The following is a 16,421-nucleotide window of genomic DNA, read 5'->3' as shown; positions in this document are numbered from 1 at the left end:
ACAAATGGACTGCCTTTATCAAAAGAGTTATACGCTAGATTGGCCGATAGTGAGTGAGATACGGCATGTTTTAAAACATATCCTTACTGCAATTAGTGTCAAGCACCAAGACATTGATGCTGCAGGCCTTGTAGCAACCGAGTATTTAACTAATTTACTACGCCACACAAAGAAAAATGATAAGCCTTTGTTATTTAGTATATTTAAAGTATCAAACCAGCAGTTACGAATTGAATTTAAAGATTCATTTAAAAGTTATGATATTTTTAATAATCACTCATCAAATTGGGAAATAGACAGCGGTGAGCTTGTTGAAGGGGGGATGGGGGTTGCGCTTATCAAGCATTATTTTCCTAATGCTAGCTATAATACTCATCATCAATTTAATACATTTTCTTTCTGTTTAAACAATATCGATAAGCGGCCAACATTGATATACATTGATGATGATAAGTCACAATTGGCTCTGCTTAAAGCCTATTTATCTGAACATTTTCAAGTAATTTGTTGCGAAGACATTGAATCAGGTTGGCAAGAGATCCTTACCTCAGGTGCGACGATTTTACTGTTAGACCACAAGCTTAAAAATGGTACGAGTGAGCCGCTATTAAAACGACTAAACCAGTCAAATCTAAAAATTAATTTATCAGTTGTTATGCTCACGGGGGATGACAGTGAAGAGTTGATAAAAAGAATTAATATGCTCGGCGTTGATGATTATCTAGTTAAACCTGTTACCAAAACTAGATTACTGCAAAGTATTGAAAGAATTGTTCATCGGTTCTCTGCTTTAAAGTACTTTGTTAATGAGGAAAGAGCGCCAACCAAACGTGAGCTAGAAACGTATAACGCTTATAATTTTGGCTCAATTATAAGCCAAATGGGGGGAGATTTTTGTTTGTATCCCCACCAGCATAGCAACGCCGTGGTAATTGGCGATATGATGGGACATGGTCTAGTCGCTTTAAAAGAGAGCTTTGCTATTAAAGGTTTTTTAAGTGGTTGTTTAGCAACAGAGATCCCTTTAGAGACCGTACTACCTATGTTGAATAGAGCCCTATCTGAGCAGCGCTTATGTAAATCAAGCTTAGTAACCTTGTTGATAATTTATATCGAAGATAATCGTTTACATTGGTTCAATGCGGGTCATCCTGCGCCTTGTGTTATTAATAAACAAGGCCGTTTAGAGCAGCTAGTTGGCACAGATCCTTTGCTTGGCCTTAATGATCAACATCAATTTAAGCATTACCAATATGAACTAGCTGAGGTTGAGCACATATTAATCTTTACAGATGGTTGGTTAGATAACCAGCACTTAGATGAAGTGGATCAAATAGTATCGAAATTAAACGCAAACAAACTCTACAATGAAGATTTTGCATATGGTTTATGGCAAGCCAGTCAAGTGAAGTTATCTGAAGAAGTTGATGATGCATCACTCATTGTGATCAACAAACACTAAAGTTTGAGTTTACAAACTGAGCGATTTCACACTAAGCTATTAGTAAGGTTTTGTATCATAATCACTTTATCTCAACAGCTATTAAAATAAGGACATACCAATGCCACCTAAAATTCTCATTGTTGAAGATACTGAGTCACTGGCTTTAATGTACCAGTCATACTTAATACCCACGGGTGTAAATACGCGCATCGCTTACACCGGCGAGCAGGCGATAGCTGCTTTAGAAGAATTTCAACCAGACCTGATCATATTAGATGTCATGCTGCCGGATATGAATGGCCTTGATATTTTATCATCATTAAATGCTGAGAACTCTCCGCAGGTAATTGTCTTAACAGGCCATGCAACAAAAGAAATGGCCATTAAAGCAATTAAATTAGGTGCGAGTGACTTTTTAGAAAAACCCATTGAAGCGGATCGTTTTCGGATAACTGTTAATAACGGATTAAAACTAAAAGACTTAAAGCAAACCGTAAAAACATACAAAAGTACCTATGAGAATGGACAGTACTTTGATTTGATTGGCAGCTCTGCTGAAATGCAATCTGTTTACCAAATTATTAAATCTGCCTCAGCAAGCAAAGCAACCGTTTTTATTACTGGTGAAAGTGGTACAGGAAAAGAATTATGTGCCCGTGCAGTGCACCTAGCATCTCCGCGTGCAAATAAACCCTTTGTTGCTTTGAATTGTGCCGCAATTCCTAAAGATTTAATTGAAAGTGAGATTTTTGGACATTTAAAAGGCGCATTTACAGGGGCCATTGCAAACCGTGAAGGGGCTGCCGGCCAAGCTGATGGAGGAACTTTATTTTTAGATGAGCTCTGCGAAATGGATATTAATCTTCAGAGTAAACTCTTGCGCTTTATTCAAACTGGTTGTTATCAGCAAGTAGGGAGTGAAAAAGAGGTTAAAGTTGATGTACGTTTTGTTTGTGCAACAAATCGTGATCCTTTGCTTGAGGTTAAAGAAGGGCGTTTCCGCGAGGATCTATATTATCGTTTACATGTTATTCCTGTCACTTTACCACCTCTTGATCAACGTGGCAGAGACGTTATTGAGATAGCAGATGCCTTATTCAAAAAAATTAGTAAAGAGGAAGGGCGTAGTTACAGGGGCATGTCTGATGCTGTTAAAAACATGTTTTTAAAATACAGTTGGCCGGGTAATGTTCGACAGCTAGAAAATACAATTAGAAATATTCTCGTACTTCACAATGAGGATTATATAGAAACAAATATGATCCCTGCTTTACCTCATAGCCAAAACCAGTCAGTCGATACGGCAGCTTCTGAACCAAGTCATAGGGTTAAAACACAATTTGAGGATAGTACGCCTATATCTTCAGAAATAATTTCAATTGATGAAAAACCAGCAGAGTTTTCTCAGTCAGATATAGAACCCCTTTGGTTAGTTGAAAAACGCTATATAGAACAGTCTATCGATGCTTGTGATAACAATATTCCAAAAGCAGCGGCCTTGTTAGATGTGAGTCCTTCAACACTTTACAGAAAAATCAAGAGTTGGGAGGAAATGCAGGTAAGCTAGCGGTATAAGCCTTATTTAATTGTTCAAATTGCTGTTTACCTGAAAAACGTTGCTCAACTAATTGCTTAGCTTTTTTGAGCATATTGCGCTTTTGCTCAGCACTGAGTGATCGTAAGTAATTTAATTGCTTTACTAATGCATCAGTGCTTGAATCAGTCATTAGTAAGCCATTTTTTAAATGCTCAATGATTTTAACAAGTTGGCCAACAGGTGCAGAAATCACTAGTACACCATTAGACATTGCTTCAAGAACAACCATAGGTAAACCTTCAGCCCTTGAACAAACAACCAATACATCTAAATGTGGCCATATTTGTTCTGGCTCACATTGTCCATGATAAGTTATTGCTGTTAAATCTAATTCACTTGCCATTGGTCCATCACCAAACATATGAAAATTAAGATATTCAGATGAAAACTGTTTAGCAGTCTCAATAAATATATCAGGGGCTTTCTCGTAAGATAAGCGGCCAACAAAGCCAACGTTAATTGGCTCTCTCTCAATGTTTATTGAGTGCTTAGATTTATTATTCAAACTGATAAAGTTTTCCAGTAGTTCTGCTTTGTAAATCTGTTTTGAAAGAATATCTGAAACGGCAAAATTAAATGAAAAGTAGCTTAAAAGCTTATCAAGCCTGTTATATAGATAAACGAGTCCCTGACCTTGCTCACCGGCATGGTAAGTAGATATACAACGGCGATTTTGCATTAAGCAAGCGAGCTTGCCTAATATACTTGCTTTATAACCATGAGTATGAAGTAACGAACTAGATGGTAACCCTTTGATAATTTTGTAAAAATCAAAAAAACTTCCGCCCGCAAATTGGTAGTCAATATTTGCATTATCTAAACGATTGTAAAATGCGATGTTATTATGATCTTGATAAAACAAAACTGAGCTTTTAATATTATATTGTTCAAGCAAATTGCATAGGGCGATGATATGGCTTTCGATGCCGCCAATGATGCTTGAATCTACAAATAAAATAACACTGTACTTCATATCTACTCCAAGGAAAAAACATGATAGATACTGCTACATTTGCACAATTGCAACAGGATGTTGGTGAAGACCTAGCAAAACAGCTACTACAAGTGTACCTCACTGAATCCACACAAATTGTTAACGATATTGCTGATACAACAAAACAAGCAACTATTTCTTTAAATGCTCATAGTCTGAAAAGCAGTAGCCGAAGCTATGGCGCGCTTTCTGTAGGTTCTATTGCTGAACAAATTGAGCACAAAGCCAAAGCTGAACAATTCGATCATGAATTGCATGATTTAATCGAGACACTGCAAGACCAATTTTCACTAACACTAAAGCATGGAAATAGCTTGATCAGTTCGGCTTGATTTATCAGCCTCCAAAATTAATGGCATTTTAAGTATCTCACCAAAAACTGTACTAAGTTGTTCAATATCATGTTGCTGATTTGGTGTTCTAATCACATCATCAAAATGTGAAACAATTTCGCTAAGTGCGTCGTGTGAAATACTTAAATCACAAAATGAATATCCCAGCATACTTTCAAGCCAATCAACGGGTTTTAAATCTAATGATTTAATTACACTTGTTTCTTTTGCAATATTTTCTATAAACACTCGACACGCTGAAGTCATGTTAATTGCTTGAGCGATATCTTCTACAAGCATAGCTGGCATAACACTGGTTATTAGGCTACCAGGACCAATTAAAATTAAGTCAGCATTATGTATTGCTTCAACAGCACCTGGAGCCGCATTTACATTTTGAGATAGAGTGACATATTCAGGTAACTGAGTTAGCGAGTCTATCTGGCATTCACCAATAATTTTTTCACCGTTTGGTAAAACAGCTAATAAATCGGTTGGCTCATCAGACATTGGCAAAATGGTTTCAGAATTGCCCAACATCGCATTGAACCAAGCAATTGCCTGAGTCGCAGAGTTAGTTTGTTGTGATAACCCTAGCAGTGTTAAATTACCTAAACTATGACCATCTAACTCACCGCCTTCAAAGCGATGGTGAAATACTTTATGTACTAATGAGTCATCATCGGCAAGTTGTAGGCAACAACGTCTTATATCACCTAAAGCAACGCCCCCCTGACTATTTCTTAGTTTTCCTGTACTACCACCATTATCAGTTGTTGCGACAATTGCAGTAAGTTCTGCGCAATGTGGTCTAATTGCACTAAGCATATGAGATAAGCCGTGGCCACCACCAATACATACAATTTTCATTTGATTCACCCTAATTAGTTCATACCAATTAAAAGCATAAGGCATACCATTTTTAAGATTTAGCTAATATGATGAAATATCGATAATTTTTTAAAAAATATATGGATGAATCTAATTCTTTTTTCTATATTTGCATTATGCGATGCAATTTTTGATAGGAAAAGCCATGGCGGGTATTAACTTAGAGCAATTACCAATTGTGCTAAGACAGTTTAATGGAATAACAGAAAATCAAACTGTTAAAAAAGAACTTCAAGTTTTACTTAATCCTTATTTTAGTTTTAATGAGCTTTGTTTAATTAATATTGAAAACAATAAAGCATCAGTCGAAATGCGTACTATGAAGTATTTCGATTTTGAAGAAACATTGTTTATTGATGCTTTGATTGATGACTCAATGTTATGGATTGAGATTAACAATAGCAGCATGTTTAGAACCCCAAGCAATGTAGAGAGTGCTTTAGTCTTTCAAGTAAAAACAGGATTTGGTAAAGCTCAATGCCTGGTATTTTTATCTATTGAACCAGGAGCTTGTTTTAACGAACTTGAATCAATGCCATTACAAATTTTACTTCAACAAGTTGCACATCAATTAGAACATCAAACGAGGCTTAACAGGCAAAAATTTCATTCGACTTCACTATTAAGCCGTTTAGCTGAGCTTTCAAATCTATTTAATGACTTTGCCAGTGAATGGTTTTGGAAAACCACAGAAAATAATCTGTTTACAAACGTATTAACCTCAAACGAAGCAAACAATCTATACAAAAGGCATTTCCTGAATAAAACATTTGACGATGTAATAACTGAACATGAACAAACGCAGTTAAAAAAGTGGTCTCAATTTAAACACTTATTGTCAGAACAAAATGAATTTATAGATTTTGAATTTGAGATAAATTCATCACCTCAAGCTTGGGTGTCTTTTAGTGGTAAACCGCAATATGATGCAAATGGTCATTTCAAAGGCTATATGGGTATTGCAAAAGATATAACAGTAAATAAAGATAGAGAGTATGCACTTAATCTAGCGAAGAACAAGGCTGAAGAAGCCAGTCTTGCAAAATCGCAATTTTTAACTGTTATGTCGCATGAAATAAGAACCCCAATGAACGCCATTGTTGGCATGTTAGAACTACTCGCTGACTCTGAGTTAAATGAAAAACAGAGTAGGTGGTTAAATTACGCTAATACTAGTGCAGACCTTCTTCTAGATCTGATAAGCGATGTTTTAGATTTTTCAAAAATCGAAAGTGGCTCACTGCAACTTGATGTCAAAGCGACAGACATTTATACATTGGTTAAAAATATCGCTTCTCAATTCTTAGAAACAAGCCAAAGCACGGGCGTTATTTTTTCATCTGAAATAAAAATGGGATTACCCAAAACTATCGATATAGATAGTGCTCGCGTTGGACAGATCCTATTTAATATTTTAGATAATGCGATTAAATTTACTAAAGTTGGTACTGTTAATTTTAAAGTTGATAGTAACGAAAAAGAACTTATTTTTGAGATCTCAGATACAGGGCAAGGTATGTCTCAGTCTCAACTTGAGACAATCTATGACGCTTTCAAACAACATGATGATGGCGTAAACAGGAAGCTGAAGGGATAGGTCTTGGGCTGAGTATTACAAAAAGTCTGGTCGATCTTATGAAAGGAACTATCACTGTTGTTAGTGAGCCTAACGTAGGCACTAAATTTACGATAGTGATACCCTTTACCTTGGTAAAAGAGACCACTCACACACAGGAACAAGAACAGTCACTTGAGCCGATTTCTATTTTAGTAACAGAAGATAATAAAACGAATCAGGTGTTAATTAAGACATTCCTAGAAAAACTTAACCATCATGTAACACTTGCAGATAACGGCCAGCAGGCAATTGAAAAAGTGCAAGCAAGTACTTTTGATTTGGTTCTTATGGATATGATGATGCCGATTATGGATGGAATAAGTGCAACTAAGTACATGCGCGAAAAACTAAACCTCACCATACCTATTGTGGCATTAACTGCAAATGCTTCTAAACAAGATAAGAGCGCTTGCTTAGAAGCAGGAATGGACAAAGTTCTCACTAAACCAATCAGATTTCATGATTTAAATCGTGCTTTACGTATTTTATTCAGCCAATAAAAAAGCCCCAAATTGGGGCTTTAAAATAAACAATGCTAATTTTACAACACCATTGCCGCAACCCAGCCAGCAATCAGTAGTGGAATATTAAAATGGATAAAAGTAGGCACGACAGAGTCCCAAATATGGTCGTGTTGACCATCTGCATTTAGGCCCGATGTTGGGCCAAGTGTTGAATCAGAGGCAGGGGAGCCAGCATCTCCTAGCGCACCAGCAGTACCAACCAGTGCTGCAGTAGCCATGACCGAAAAGTTTAGTTCCATACAAAGTGGCACAAACAAGGTGGCTATAATTGGCACCGTCGAAAACGAGCTACCAATGCCCATGGTGATTAATAGACCAACGAGTAAAATTAACGCAGCAGCAAGGGGCTTGTTACCTTCAATCAATCCTGCGGCAGAGCTAACTAATGAAGCTACATCACCGGTTGCTTTCATCACTGAAGCAAAACCTTGCGCCGAAATCATAATAAAGCCAATCATCGCCATCATAGCAATGCCTTTACTAAATACATCGCCGTTTTGTTCAAGTTTTACAACACCGAATAAGGTAAATATAGCTACCCCAACAAGACCACCTAGGATCATAGAGCCACTAATATTTTGTGCCACTAATGAACAAAGTACGGCGGTAATTCCCACTGCTAAAACCTTTTTAGGCTGTTCAATGACAACCTCTTGCTGTTGCTCTGTTAGGCTGTGAGACTCGTAACTACGGCGTTTTCGATAAGATATAAACACCGCAACCAATAAACCAAATAACATCCCAATGGCTGGAATGATCATTGCCATCGGCACTTGAGTATTAACAATCTCTAAGCCATTTTCAGTGAGGTTCTTGTGTAGTATCGAGTATAAGTAAATGCCACCAAAACCATAAGGTAGCACCATATAAGAGGTGGCTAAGCCGAAGGTTAAGATACACGCAATAGCACGTCTATCAAGGCGTAACTTGTTAAAAACAACAAGTAGGGGCGGTATTAGAATTGGTATAAAAGCAATATGTACGGGTATCAAATTTTGCGACGAGATCGCACACAACAAAATAATACTCAATATAAGATAACTAAGCGTCGTTTCGCCTTTGTGGCTATTGTCGTTTACTTGCTTTAGTAACTTAGACGCTAAAATACGGGTTAAACCTGACTTAGAAATAGCCACCGCAAATGCACCTAACATCGCATAGCTCAGTGCTATTTCAGCGCCGCCCGATAAGCCATCATTAAATGCATTAACGGTTTGTGATAAACCAAGGCCTGCGGTCAAACCCGCTACAATTGCGCTTACCGTCATCGCCACAATGACATTAATTCGACAAAGTGTCAGGATCAGCATCAACATAACGCCGACAATTACTGCATTCATATTGTTCTCTATTTGGCTGTTTTGAGAGAGTTTAACAGAACTCGTACGCGGTTTTTGCGATTTTGATTATATGATTGCTGTTGATAACGTACTTCGATGATTATTTGCTCAAACTCACTTAAATATGCCTCTGTACTAGGCTTTTGCTGTTTAATTAAAGCAATATTTTGTAGTGGTGTGTTGGTATCAACTAGCTCAATGCCTTGCTTTTTTGCCCACAGATAAAGCTTAGTGATGTCATCAACCAGCGGCTCTCTACTTCGAATAGGGCGTTTGTTATATAAGAAATAGCCAGTAAAGCTCAGTAATAATGTACCTAACACAATTAAAGGTGTTAGCCATGCTGACTTATTGCCAAACAGAGAATCAAATAGACTTTGTTGTGATTCTTGGTCAAACGTAAGCACCCAGTTAGTCCATTTATAGTCGAGCTCTTCAAGGTGAATTCTAAGCCAGTTTATTGCTTTAAAGTGGCTCCAACGCTTTAGACCAAAGTTAAGATTGTCGTTAAAGCTTTCGTTTAAATCCCCCAGTTGTGATAACGAACCGTTTAAACGTTCCGGGGCAACAACAGCGGTAGCATCAAAAATATGCCATTTTTCATCAAAGAATACTTCGACCCATGCGTGGGCGTCATATTGGTAAATGTTAAGCGTAGCGGCTTTAGTTTGTTCTCCGCCTAAATAACCCGACACAACACGGGCAGGGTAACCGGCAACACGAAACATAAATGCAGCGGTGCTGGCATAGTGGCCACAAAAGCCACGTTTGGTATCAAACACAAACTGGTCTAACGTATTATCACCATACATGGGTGTAGGTGTTAATGTGTAAGCAAACTGCTGCTGATTAAAGTAATCAAGTAGTGCGTTAAAGTAAGCTTGCGCATTTTCATGCTCAGCAGCCAACTGGTTTGCCAGTGCCGTTGTTTGTGGATTAGTTGTTTTCGGTAAGCGGGTATATAAGCGTTTCTCAAAGTCATTTAGACTCAGCATAGCCTCACTACTCGTTACCGCGTATTTAATGTTTTTGTTTAAGTTACCTTTGCGTTTTAACAAACCATTGTAGGTTGAGTGCACATCAGAATTATCACTTTGCGCAAAGCCAACTGCAAAAAGCCAATTAGAAGATGAAGGCTCTGCAATAACCTGATAATTAACACCATTACTTTGAGTAATAGTACGGCGAATTGGGTTATATTGTTGCGATTTCAAAATGTCCGATATTAACCATTCACTGCCATTAAACTCATCATGAATAAGACTGCGCCAGTAATAGGGGGCTTGTAAGGTTTGCCCTGGCTGTTGTTCTACCCGAAAAACTAAGTCATCTGACTCTGCTAATTTCGCAATCGAAAACGGGTTAACCTGCTCTGATAACCCCGTTTTAGCAAGCTTTGGCCCCGGTAGCTGCCAAAACGCTGGAATTTTAGGTAAAAATAAAATCAAAAACGCCGCTATGGGTAAGGCTAGTAGTATGGTTTTAAAACTTTGTTTGTTAGCGGCCTTAAAGCTTTGAGGGCTAGTTAAATAGCCTAGTACCGCGAAGTTAACAATATAAAGTACACTGACTATCAAGGTTTCAAATAATCCTTGATGAAACAAATACACCGTTGAAAGGTTAAAAAACACCAGTAAACACACAGTTTGATACTGTTTAACGGTTTTCGCTTGCAGCAATTTAAAGCTACTAGCAAGTAGCATCATCGAGACAAATAACTTTACGGTATCGCCCACACCAACCAGAACAAATAAGGCAACTAAGCAAACCGCAGCCAAAATATTCGCCACCAACCCATTTAGTTTTTTATAAAACTTACCTAAAAACAGGTTTAAAAAACTCAGGCCAGCCAATATGGCTAAGAATGGAGTAGGTACTTCAGTAAACAAAAAGCCACTGATAACAATAAACAGCAGTGATAAAACAGTATTTATAAGCGGCGTATTCATACTTAAAACTCCGCTAATGCTTGCAAGCAGGTTGTTTGATGATTGATCCCTTGGCCTTTTGCAATGTGTTTATTGGGTAAGGTTAACGAAAACGCCATGTGTTGGTCAGTTAATTGATTAACCAAAAAACATAACTGGCTTAATCTATGCTCATTATTGCCACTTAACATATTGAAATTAAGCGCTAATTCCTGTGATGCATCACTGGTAAATTCTTTCGTTAATAGTTGCTGAGTTTTAGCGTAGTGTTTCCACGATACCTTATTAAGTGCTGTACCTTGTACGAAAGGGGTAAGTTGATAAAAGTCATCACTTCCGGCTTTAACTTGAGCGTTATCAACGTCGTGTTCGACATTGTCATGGAGCTGAGTATCAAGCTTTTCAGCGGTGATAGGTTGTGGGTAAACATACACGGTTTCGGTTGGTTCAATGTAACTCCACACAGACACTAAACCAAATGGAAAGTGGCTAATGATTTTAATTCTATCAAAGCCATAAGCACCACGTTCACAGCATTTAAGCACTATTTCAACGGTCTTTTTCTCTTTGTTTTGCAGTGATACAGTTTCAGATTCAAGGTTGTCATTAACCAGTTTTATAAGCTCACAGTATGATCGTGCGTGAATTTGAAAACGCGCAAAAGGGGCTTTTGGCGCATAACTTTCATTAACTGATTGGTATTTAACCGACAAACCTCGCACATTTTTATAGCCGGTGAGTATCGCAAATACTAAAACAACCACCATTAAATACGCCATGGCTAAAATCAAGTTGTTTTGATAGTTAATGCCCATCACAAAGTTCAGTAAGGCAATTAGTAAAAACTGCCCACCAAGTTTTGAGGGTAATACATAAATTGTTTTATGCTGAAGCTCAATTTCGTTAGTTTTATGCTTGTTTTTTAATAACTTATTAAAAACGGACTGACGAAATTGATTAACAAAAGCAGGGCGCTTAAACATGTTTTATAAGCTTACGGGCACATGTTTAAGTGCATAGCCGCTGTCACCAGCATTTAAGCCAAGCCTGTGATCAGTCACACTTGGAAAAACCGCTTGTACATCTTCAGGCATTACAAAATCACGACCTTCAATATACGCCCATGACTTTGCAGCGCGGGCAAGCGCAATACTGGCTCTTGGTGATAATGGGTTTACAAAATGGTTATCTTGGCGAGTAAACGCAACAAGCTCAAGAATATAATCAACCACCGCGCTGCTTATCGTTACAGTGTTTATTTCTTTTTGAATAACAGCAAGCTGCTCAGGGTTAATGCGCACAGGCAAGTCGTCATAATTACGATTATTTAAGCCTAAAATGAGGTTTTTCTCAGCGTGTTTATCAGGAAACCCTAAACTAATGCGCATAAAAAAGCGGTCTAATTGTGACTCAGGTAACGGATAAGTACCAGATTGATGCACTGGATTTTGCGTAGCAATTACAAAAAATGGTGATGGTAGGGCGTGTTTAACCGAATCGACCGTCACTTGTTTTTCTTCCATTGCTTCTAACAGTGCACTTTGTGTTTTAGGACCTGCACGGTTAATTTCATCACCTAAAACAACTTGGCTAAATACCGGACCTTGATGAAAAGAAAAACTATGTTCTTTAGCATCAAAGATGTTTGTACCAAGAATATCAGAAGGCAATAAATCGCTAGTAAATTGAATACGTTGATACGACAAGCCAAGAACTGCGGCAAGTGCATGAGATAAAGTGGTTTTTCCCATGCCTGGTAAATCTTCAATTAACAGGTGGCCTTCACTAAATAAACACGTAAGGGCGAGTTTGATTTGTTGTTGCTTACCAAAAATGACCGTTGATAGGTCATCGATAATGAGTTGGATTGTCGAATTCATAAACTACTTAATTTGTTATGGTTTCCATCAATTCTAGACGTTTCATAACAGAGTCGACTTTTTTTGCGTTGAATGGTTTAGCGATAAAACCTTTAGCACCTAATTCCCAGGTGTTTTGCACATTCTCAAGACTATTATGGCCAGAGCACATAACAACATGCGTATGAGGATGGCGGTCATTTAAGTATTCAAGAATTTCTGTACCGTCAGTATTAGGTAGTTCAATATCTAGAAAGATAACGTTAGGCGACTTTTCTTCAATAACTGTTTTAGCTGATTCAAAATCTCGACTTTCTAAAATATCGTCAAAACCAAGACCAGTTAAAATTTGATTTAGATAGTCGCGGATATCTTGCATATCATCGATTATCAGAATAGGTTCTAACGGCTTCACAAATTCCATATCGTTTACATCTTATCGTTACATCTCAAGTTGATAGTTTTAATATAAGTCATGAGATAACTAAGCTCAAGAAACAAGCACTAATAAAATGAATAATATGATAAAACACCACCTTAATGTCCGATACCGTCTAGTATTGGACTTAACATGCACAGAGAATAGGTATAGCTATGTAGAGACACTTTACTTCCTATAATTTATATTATGTTAAATAGCATATTTATCTTTATAAGCAGGCTCATTAGTCGTTAGATTTTAAGGTTTTTCAGCCCTTTTTTTGGTTGCTTTGGGTTTTCACGGTTTTATAGCTTTTTATGCAGTTCTCATTTTTACTTTGTAAGTTTTCACCAAACTTACTTCATTTCAATAAGACTACAACTGTGAATTTTACGAACCTAGATTTGAAATGCCTTTCTTGTATGGCTTCCAAAAAAATATTAAACAAATTTTGTTTTCATTACCTGTAACCGTTATAGCTTTACGTACATTAATTATGATTTATTTCTAAAAACTGTTCATTATAACGAAAGCCACGTAGATGCCCTGCAAGCTCAAATTGGATAGCTGTACGATTTGGTTTAAGTAAGTTAGACACCTAATATCATTGGTAACGACTTAATCAAAATGAGTGAACAATTGCTTTGTAAGAAATTACTATTTCTGAATGTACAAATGATTTATTAATTTTAGACTTTCATGAATTGCCTATTACTTTAATACGTAGCCAACTACATACCAGCCAATTGGCCAAAACGCCAACAAACTATATGTTATTAGGTTTGCATTCCTTACTTTAATCTTAATGTCATTTTTACTAAGCACTGTATCTGCAAGAATTTTCTTTGAAACTAAAAATTCAGACCACCATGATACAAAATAAAAAGGAATAAGTAGGAATAACCCCGCAAATAAAATCATCCAATGTAAGTCAGATTCATAAGGGATTAACCAAGGCGCTTGCCACGTTACTGCTAACATTTTACCTACAAATGTATCCACACCATACGCTGCGCCACCGCCCGTCAGCACTTGTATTAAAACAAGAATTACCCAAGTTAAAGGAACCCCTATAATCGTAGATACTAAATTTGAAACAAATGCCATTTTCACCGATAGTCCTTTGGTTAAATCTAAACTCTTTTGAAGGTATATTGCTTCAATAGCAATTATTGGTAACAAAGAGATCGAATACACAGGCACTGCAAGCATAATCATAGGGACTCCTGCGTTTGCTGATGCACCAAAAGAGATAATAGCGAGGGGCAATAAAAAGAGAAAAATTATGAATTTATTCAAAACTATCCTTAGTGTTCTGTTCTTCCTTATAGTTAACTGTCAATTTAACTTAATGTAATTTCCAAATCAAAGTCTACTCAAACTATCTGTTTATCCACTTAATTTAAGCTAGGTATTTAGTTTGCATCGACTGCCATACCCTCCCCCTTATCTGCTTTTTTATGGTTTATTATTTTAATTATGATGTTTGGTTAAATTGAGATTTTTAACTTAACAGGCATGCTAACGAGTATTTTTCGTAGTGCTGGCAAATCTTTTAACGGGCAACGGCGTGATATTGCAATCTGCTCGTTTTTAGAATTGGCCGACACAATAAGCTGAGCTATTAACTCAATAAATGGCGCATGCACTGCTTTTGTCATGCGTTAAGTAAATAAATTTAGAGGGGGCATTCCACTGTAAAGTAGTTTTCAGCGCTGTGTTTTGCGGGTGTGTTATTAGGTTAAAATGAAAAGGCATTGAAAATGCAAGCCTAGTTGTTTAGGACGTCTTGTGAATGCTCTAAAGCTTTATTTAGATAATGAAGTAAACCTTTCTTTAAGCCTGTAGGTTCAGTTTCTAATAACTCATCTATTAAGTTTTTCAAAAACCTGATTGTACCTTTTTCTTTCTCAAATATTTTTTTAGACTCATTTATTTCATACCTCGTAAATAAGTAATCACCGAAGCAACCAATGTCTTCAGAGGTCCAATTATTAAAGAGTGTTCTCCAGTCTTTTTCTGAAAACTCGTTCAATATAGGCCTTAACTTGTAAGAGTTCCCAACGTATAACTCACAATTTGCAAATGAATTTTCCATTGAACTAAATAGCTTATCCAGTTCATCTTGATTTGTTATATAACTAAACTTACCAATATAAGCTTCGAAAAGGTTTTTATAACGTTCATCGCTTAAAGTTAAGTTATGGAACTTAGGAGAATTATGAAACTTTTTTTGGTCCGCTATTTTTGATATCTGGTTATATTCGATGTCTTTATCCTGTTCAATGTAACCGTTTGATACTAGGTATTCATGATAATAGCAACATTCAAAAAATTTCTTAAGATGGACTTCTTTCTCATTCAAAATATATGTCTTAAGTTCGCGAATACCTTCACTAAAATCGGTTTCACTGAGCCTATAAGGCTCCTGATAGAGCAACTTATCTAATGGTTTTCCTTTTAGTGGTAAGTTTTCATGATCCAATATATTTTTAATGTCTATATAAGAACCAGTAAAGTAATTAATAAAGTCTTCATTAAGTAAAAACGAATGCCTAACCTTTAGCTGGATAGATTCGTGCTTGTTTGCTGGTTGAGATATTTCAGTAGTTGTTTTGTTGTCAATATAGAAAAGTTTAGCAACTTTAAAACTATCTTCTATTATGTTGTTTTTTATAACGTCTAAATCTAATTCATAATCTGAACTAAATTCGGAGAACAATGCTTCTGAACGTTTAAACAGTCGACTTAATACTCTTAAATTTGTTAAATTCTTGGAATCAATTTGATGAATGATTTCAGCTCGTTTATCTTTTAAATGGTACAAGCTTTCTTGCAATATTTCGAAAAGATCTTCTGGTGTCGGATTAAAAGAAATCACTTCCGAAAAGATTTTTTCTGTATATGTTTGTTCGATTTTCAAAGTATCTAAATCAGTTACAAACAAAAACTTATTTTTCTTATCTTCACTTTTCTCTGAAAGATTTAAGCATTCACCCATGATTGCTTTTTTTAGGCTCTTATCTTCAAGGCGCTCAATGTCATCAATTATAAAAATTTCATCATCAATGTTTTTCAACATGTAGTGTTTTACTGCACCAGTTGAACCTTTTATAACACTGCTAATAGTGTTATTACCTCCTATGTGTTTTTCAACAGAGCTAAATAGATCAAATAGTTTTGTTGTTGCAGTATTATCATGTTTTTCTTCTAGATAAACTTTGGATACTAAAAGATCTTTAAAATCTTCTATCGATGTAATCCCCATTAATGATAAGTAGTGTACTTTCTTGTCGTATTTTGTAACTAACTCTGTTGTAAGGTGATTTTGAACATAAAACGTTTTACCAATTCCCCATTTTCCAGAGAAAGCAACAATTGGAGGAAAAGAGTCATCTTCAAAAAGATCATGGATTTGAGTGGCATAGTCTTGCATTGTAACTTCCTTATTTTTCTACAAGCTAATTCATAGC

At 36.5% G+C, this 16,421-nt stretch carries 14 protein-coding genes; 5 read left to right on the top strand and 9 right to left on the bottom strand.

Features of this window, described 5'->3' with window-relative positions; genetic code table 11:
• The first annotated feature begins 4 nt into the window (after positions 1-4).
• Together BIZ38_RS03860 and BIZ38_RS03855 are read left to right on the top strand one after the other, a co-directional pair.
• Positions 5-1,462 carry a SpoIIE family protein phosphatase gene (locus tag BIZ38_RS03860; RefSeq protein ID WP_166340143.1) on the top strand — a complete coding sequence of 486 codons (1,458 nt, stop codon included), beginning with the start codon at positions 5-7 and terminating at the stop codon, positions 1,460-1,462.
• A gap of 100 nt (positions 1,463-1,562) precedes the next feature.
• Positions 1,563-3,011: a sigma-54-dependent transcriptional regulator gene (locus BIZ38_RS03855; protein WP_187489604.1), complete on the top strand. Its 1,449-nt coding sequence runs from the start codon at positions 1,563-1,565 to the stop codon at positions 3,009-3,011.
• Here the strand turns inward: BIZ38_RS03855 and BIZ38_RS03850 are convergent.
• Complete coding sequence (locus BIZ38_RS03850) at positions 2,980-4,014, bottom strand: glycosyltransferase family 4 protein (protein ID WP_187489603.1); 1,035 nt, start codon at positions 4,012-4,014, stop codon at positions 2,980-2,982. The two genes, BIZ38_RS03855 and BIZ38_RS03850, sit on opposite strands and share 32 nt — an antisense overlap.
• A 20-nt stretch (positions 4,015-4,034) precedes the next feature.
• On the opposite strand from BIZ38_RS03850, the gene BIZ38_RS03845 reads away from it, so the two are divergent.
• Entirely contained in the window at positions 4,035-4,367 is a 333-nt protein-coding gene (locus tag BIZ38_RS03845) for an Hpt domain-containing protein (protein WP_054553841.1), read from the top strand.
• Here BIZ38_RS03845 and yvcK read toward each other — a convergent pair.
• Positions 4,332-5,237, bottom strand: coding sequence for a uridine diphosphate-N-acetylglucosamine-binding protein YvcK (gene yvcK / locus BIZ38_RS03840; RefSeq protein WP_187489602.1), 906 nt, complete (start codon positions 5,235-5,237; stop codon positions 4,332-4,334). The genes BIZ38_RS03845 and yvcK overlap by 36 nt on opposite strands.
• A gap of 166 nt (positions 5,238-5,403) precedes the next feature.
• On the opposite strand from yvcK, the gene BIZ38_RS03835 reads away from it, so the two are divergent.
• Together BIZ38_RS03835 and BIZ38_RS03830 are read left to right on the top strand one after the other, a co-directional pair.
• The gene (locus BIZ38_RS03835) at positions 5,404-6,855 is read left to right on the top strand and encodes a histidine kinase dimerization/phospho-acceptor domain-containing protein (RefSeq protein WP_187489601.1); all 1,452 of its coding nucleotides are present in this window, start codon (positions 5,404-5,406) and stop codon (positions 6,853-6,855) included.
• 38 nt (positions 6,856-6,893) lie between these two features.
• Entirely contained in the window at positions 6,894-7,376 is a 483-nt protein-coding gene (locus tag BIZ38_RS03830) for a response regulator (protein WP_187489600.1), read from the top strand.
• A gap of 41 nt (positions 7,377-7,417) precedes the next feature.
• On the opposite strand, the gene BIZ38_RS03825 is transcribed toward BIZ38_RS03830, so the two are convergent.
• The 7 genes from BIZ38_RS03825 to BIZ38_RS03795 form a co-directional block, all read right to left on the bottom strand.
• On the bottom strand, positions 7,418-8,740 hold the full coding sequence (locus BIZ38_RS03825) for a Na+/H+ antiporter family protein (RefSeq protein ID WP_187489599.1): 1,323 nt from the start codon (positions 8,738-8,740) through the stop codon (positions 7,418-7,420).
• A gap of 8 nt (positions 8,741-8,748) precedes the next feature.
• A complete protein-coding gene (locus BIZ38_RS03820; RefSeq protein ID WP_187489598.1) occupies positions 8,749-10,689 on the bottom strand; it encodes a transglutaminaseTgpA domain-containing protein in 1,941 nt (646 codons plus the stop codon).
• 2 nt (positions 10,690-10,691) lie between these two features.
• Positions 10,692-11,651, bottom strand: coding sequence for a DUF58 domain-containing protein (locus BIZ38_RS03815; RefSeq protein ID WP_187489597.1), 960 nt, complete (start codon positions 11,649-11,651; stop codon positions 10,692-10,694).
• A 3-nt stretch (positions 11,652-11,654) separates the two neighbouring features.
• On the bottom strand, positions 11,655-12,548 hold the full coding sequence (locus tag BIZ38_RS03810) for an AAA family ATPase (RefSeq protein WP_166340127.1): 894 nt from the start codon (positions 12,546-12,548) through the stop codon (positions 11,655-11,657).
• A gap of 7 nt (positions 12,549-12,555) precedes the next feature.
• Entirely contained in the window at positions 12,556-12,951 is a 396-nt protein-coding gene (locus BIZ38_RS03805) for a response regulator (RefSeq protein WP_054553848.1), read from the bottom strand.
• Positions 12,952-13,659: 708 nt separating this feature from the next.
• On the bottom strand, positions 13,660-14,247 hold the full coding sequence (locus tag BIZ38_RS03800; protein ID WP_187489596.1) for a hypothetical protein: 588 nt from the start codon (positions 14,245-14,247) through the stop codon (positions 13,660-13,662).
• Between the two features lie 472 nt (positions 14,248-14,719).
• Positions 14,720-16,384: a hypothetical protein gene (locus tag BIZ38_RS03795; protein WP_187489595.1), complete on the bottom strand. Its 1,665-nt coding sequence runs from the start codon at positions 16,382-16,384 to the stop codon at positions 14,720-14,722.
• Positions 16,385-16,421 lie beyond the last annotated feature (37 nt).

Source organism: Pseudoalteromonas sp. BZK2 (assembly GCF_014349195.1).
Classification (GTDB): Bacteria; Pseudomonadota; Gammaproteobacteria; order Enterobacterales; family Alteromonadaceae; genus Pseudoalteromonas; species Pseudoalteromonas simplex.
The sequence above is the reverse complement of the archived record's forward strand: the minus strand, read 5'-3'. Positions and strand labels throughout refer to the sequence as shown.

Coding starts and splice junctions, on each gene's coding strand:
- BIZ38_RS03830 (WP_187489600.1), top strand. CDS start 6,894: ATGAAAGGAACTATCACTGTTGTTAGTGAGCCTAACGTAGGCACTAAA.
- BIZ38_RS03815 (WP_187489597.1), bottom strand. CDS start 11,651: ATGTTTAAGCGCCCTGCTTTTGTTAATCAATTTCGTCAGTCCGTTTTT.
- BIZ38_RS03845 (WP_054553841.1), top strand. CDS start 4,035: ATGATAGATACTGCTACATTTGCACAATTGCAACAGGATGTTGGTGAA.
- BIZ38_RS03820 (WP_187489598.1), bottom strand. CDS start 10,689: ATGAATACGCCGCTTATAAATACTGTTTTATCACTGCTGTTTATTGTT.
- BIZ38_RS03825 (WP_187489599.1), bottom strand. CDS start 8,740: ATGAATGCAGTAATTGTCGGCGTTATGTTGATGCTGATCCTGACACTT.
- BIZ38_RS03860 (WP_166340143.1), top strand. CDS start 5: ATGGACTGCCTTTATCAAAAGAGTTATACGCTAGATTGGCCGATAGTG.
- BIZ38_RS03805 (WP_054553848.1), bottom strand. CDS start 12,951: ATGGAATTTGTGAAGCCGTTAGAACCTATTCTGATAATCGATGATATG.
- BIZ38_RS03795 (WP_187489595.1), bottom strand. CDS start 16,384: ATGCAAGACTATGCCACTCAAATCCATGATCTTTTTGAAGATGACTCT.
- BIZ38_RS03810 (WP_166340127.1), bottom strand. CDS start 12,548: ATGAATTCGACAATCCAACTCATTATCGATGACCTATCAACGGTCATT.
- BIZ38_RS03855 (WP_187489604.1), top strand. CDS start 1,563: ATGCCACCTAAAATTCTCATTGTTGAAGATACTGAGTCACTGGCTTTA.
- BIZ38_RS03850 (WP_187489603.1), bottom strand. CDS start 4,014: ATGAAGTACAGTGTTATTTTATTTGTAGATTCAAGCATCATTGGCGGC.
- yvcK (WP_187489602.1), bottom strand. CDS start 5,237: ATGAAAATTGTATGTATTGGTGGTGGCCACGGCTTATCTCATATGCTT.
- BIZ38_RS03835 (WP_187489601.1), top strand. CDS start 5,404: ATGGCGGGTATTAACTTAGAGCAATTACCAATTGTGCTAAGACAGTTT.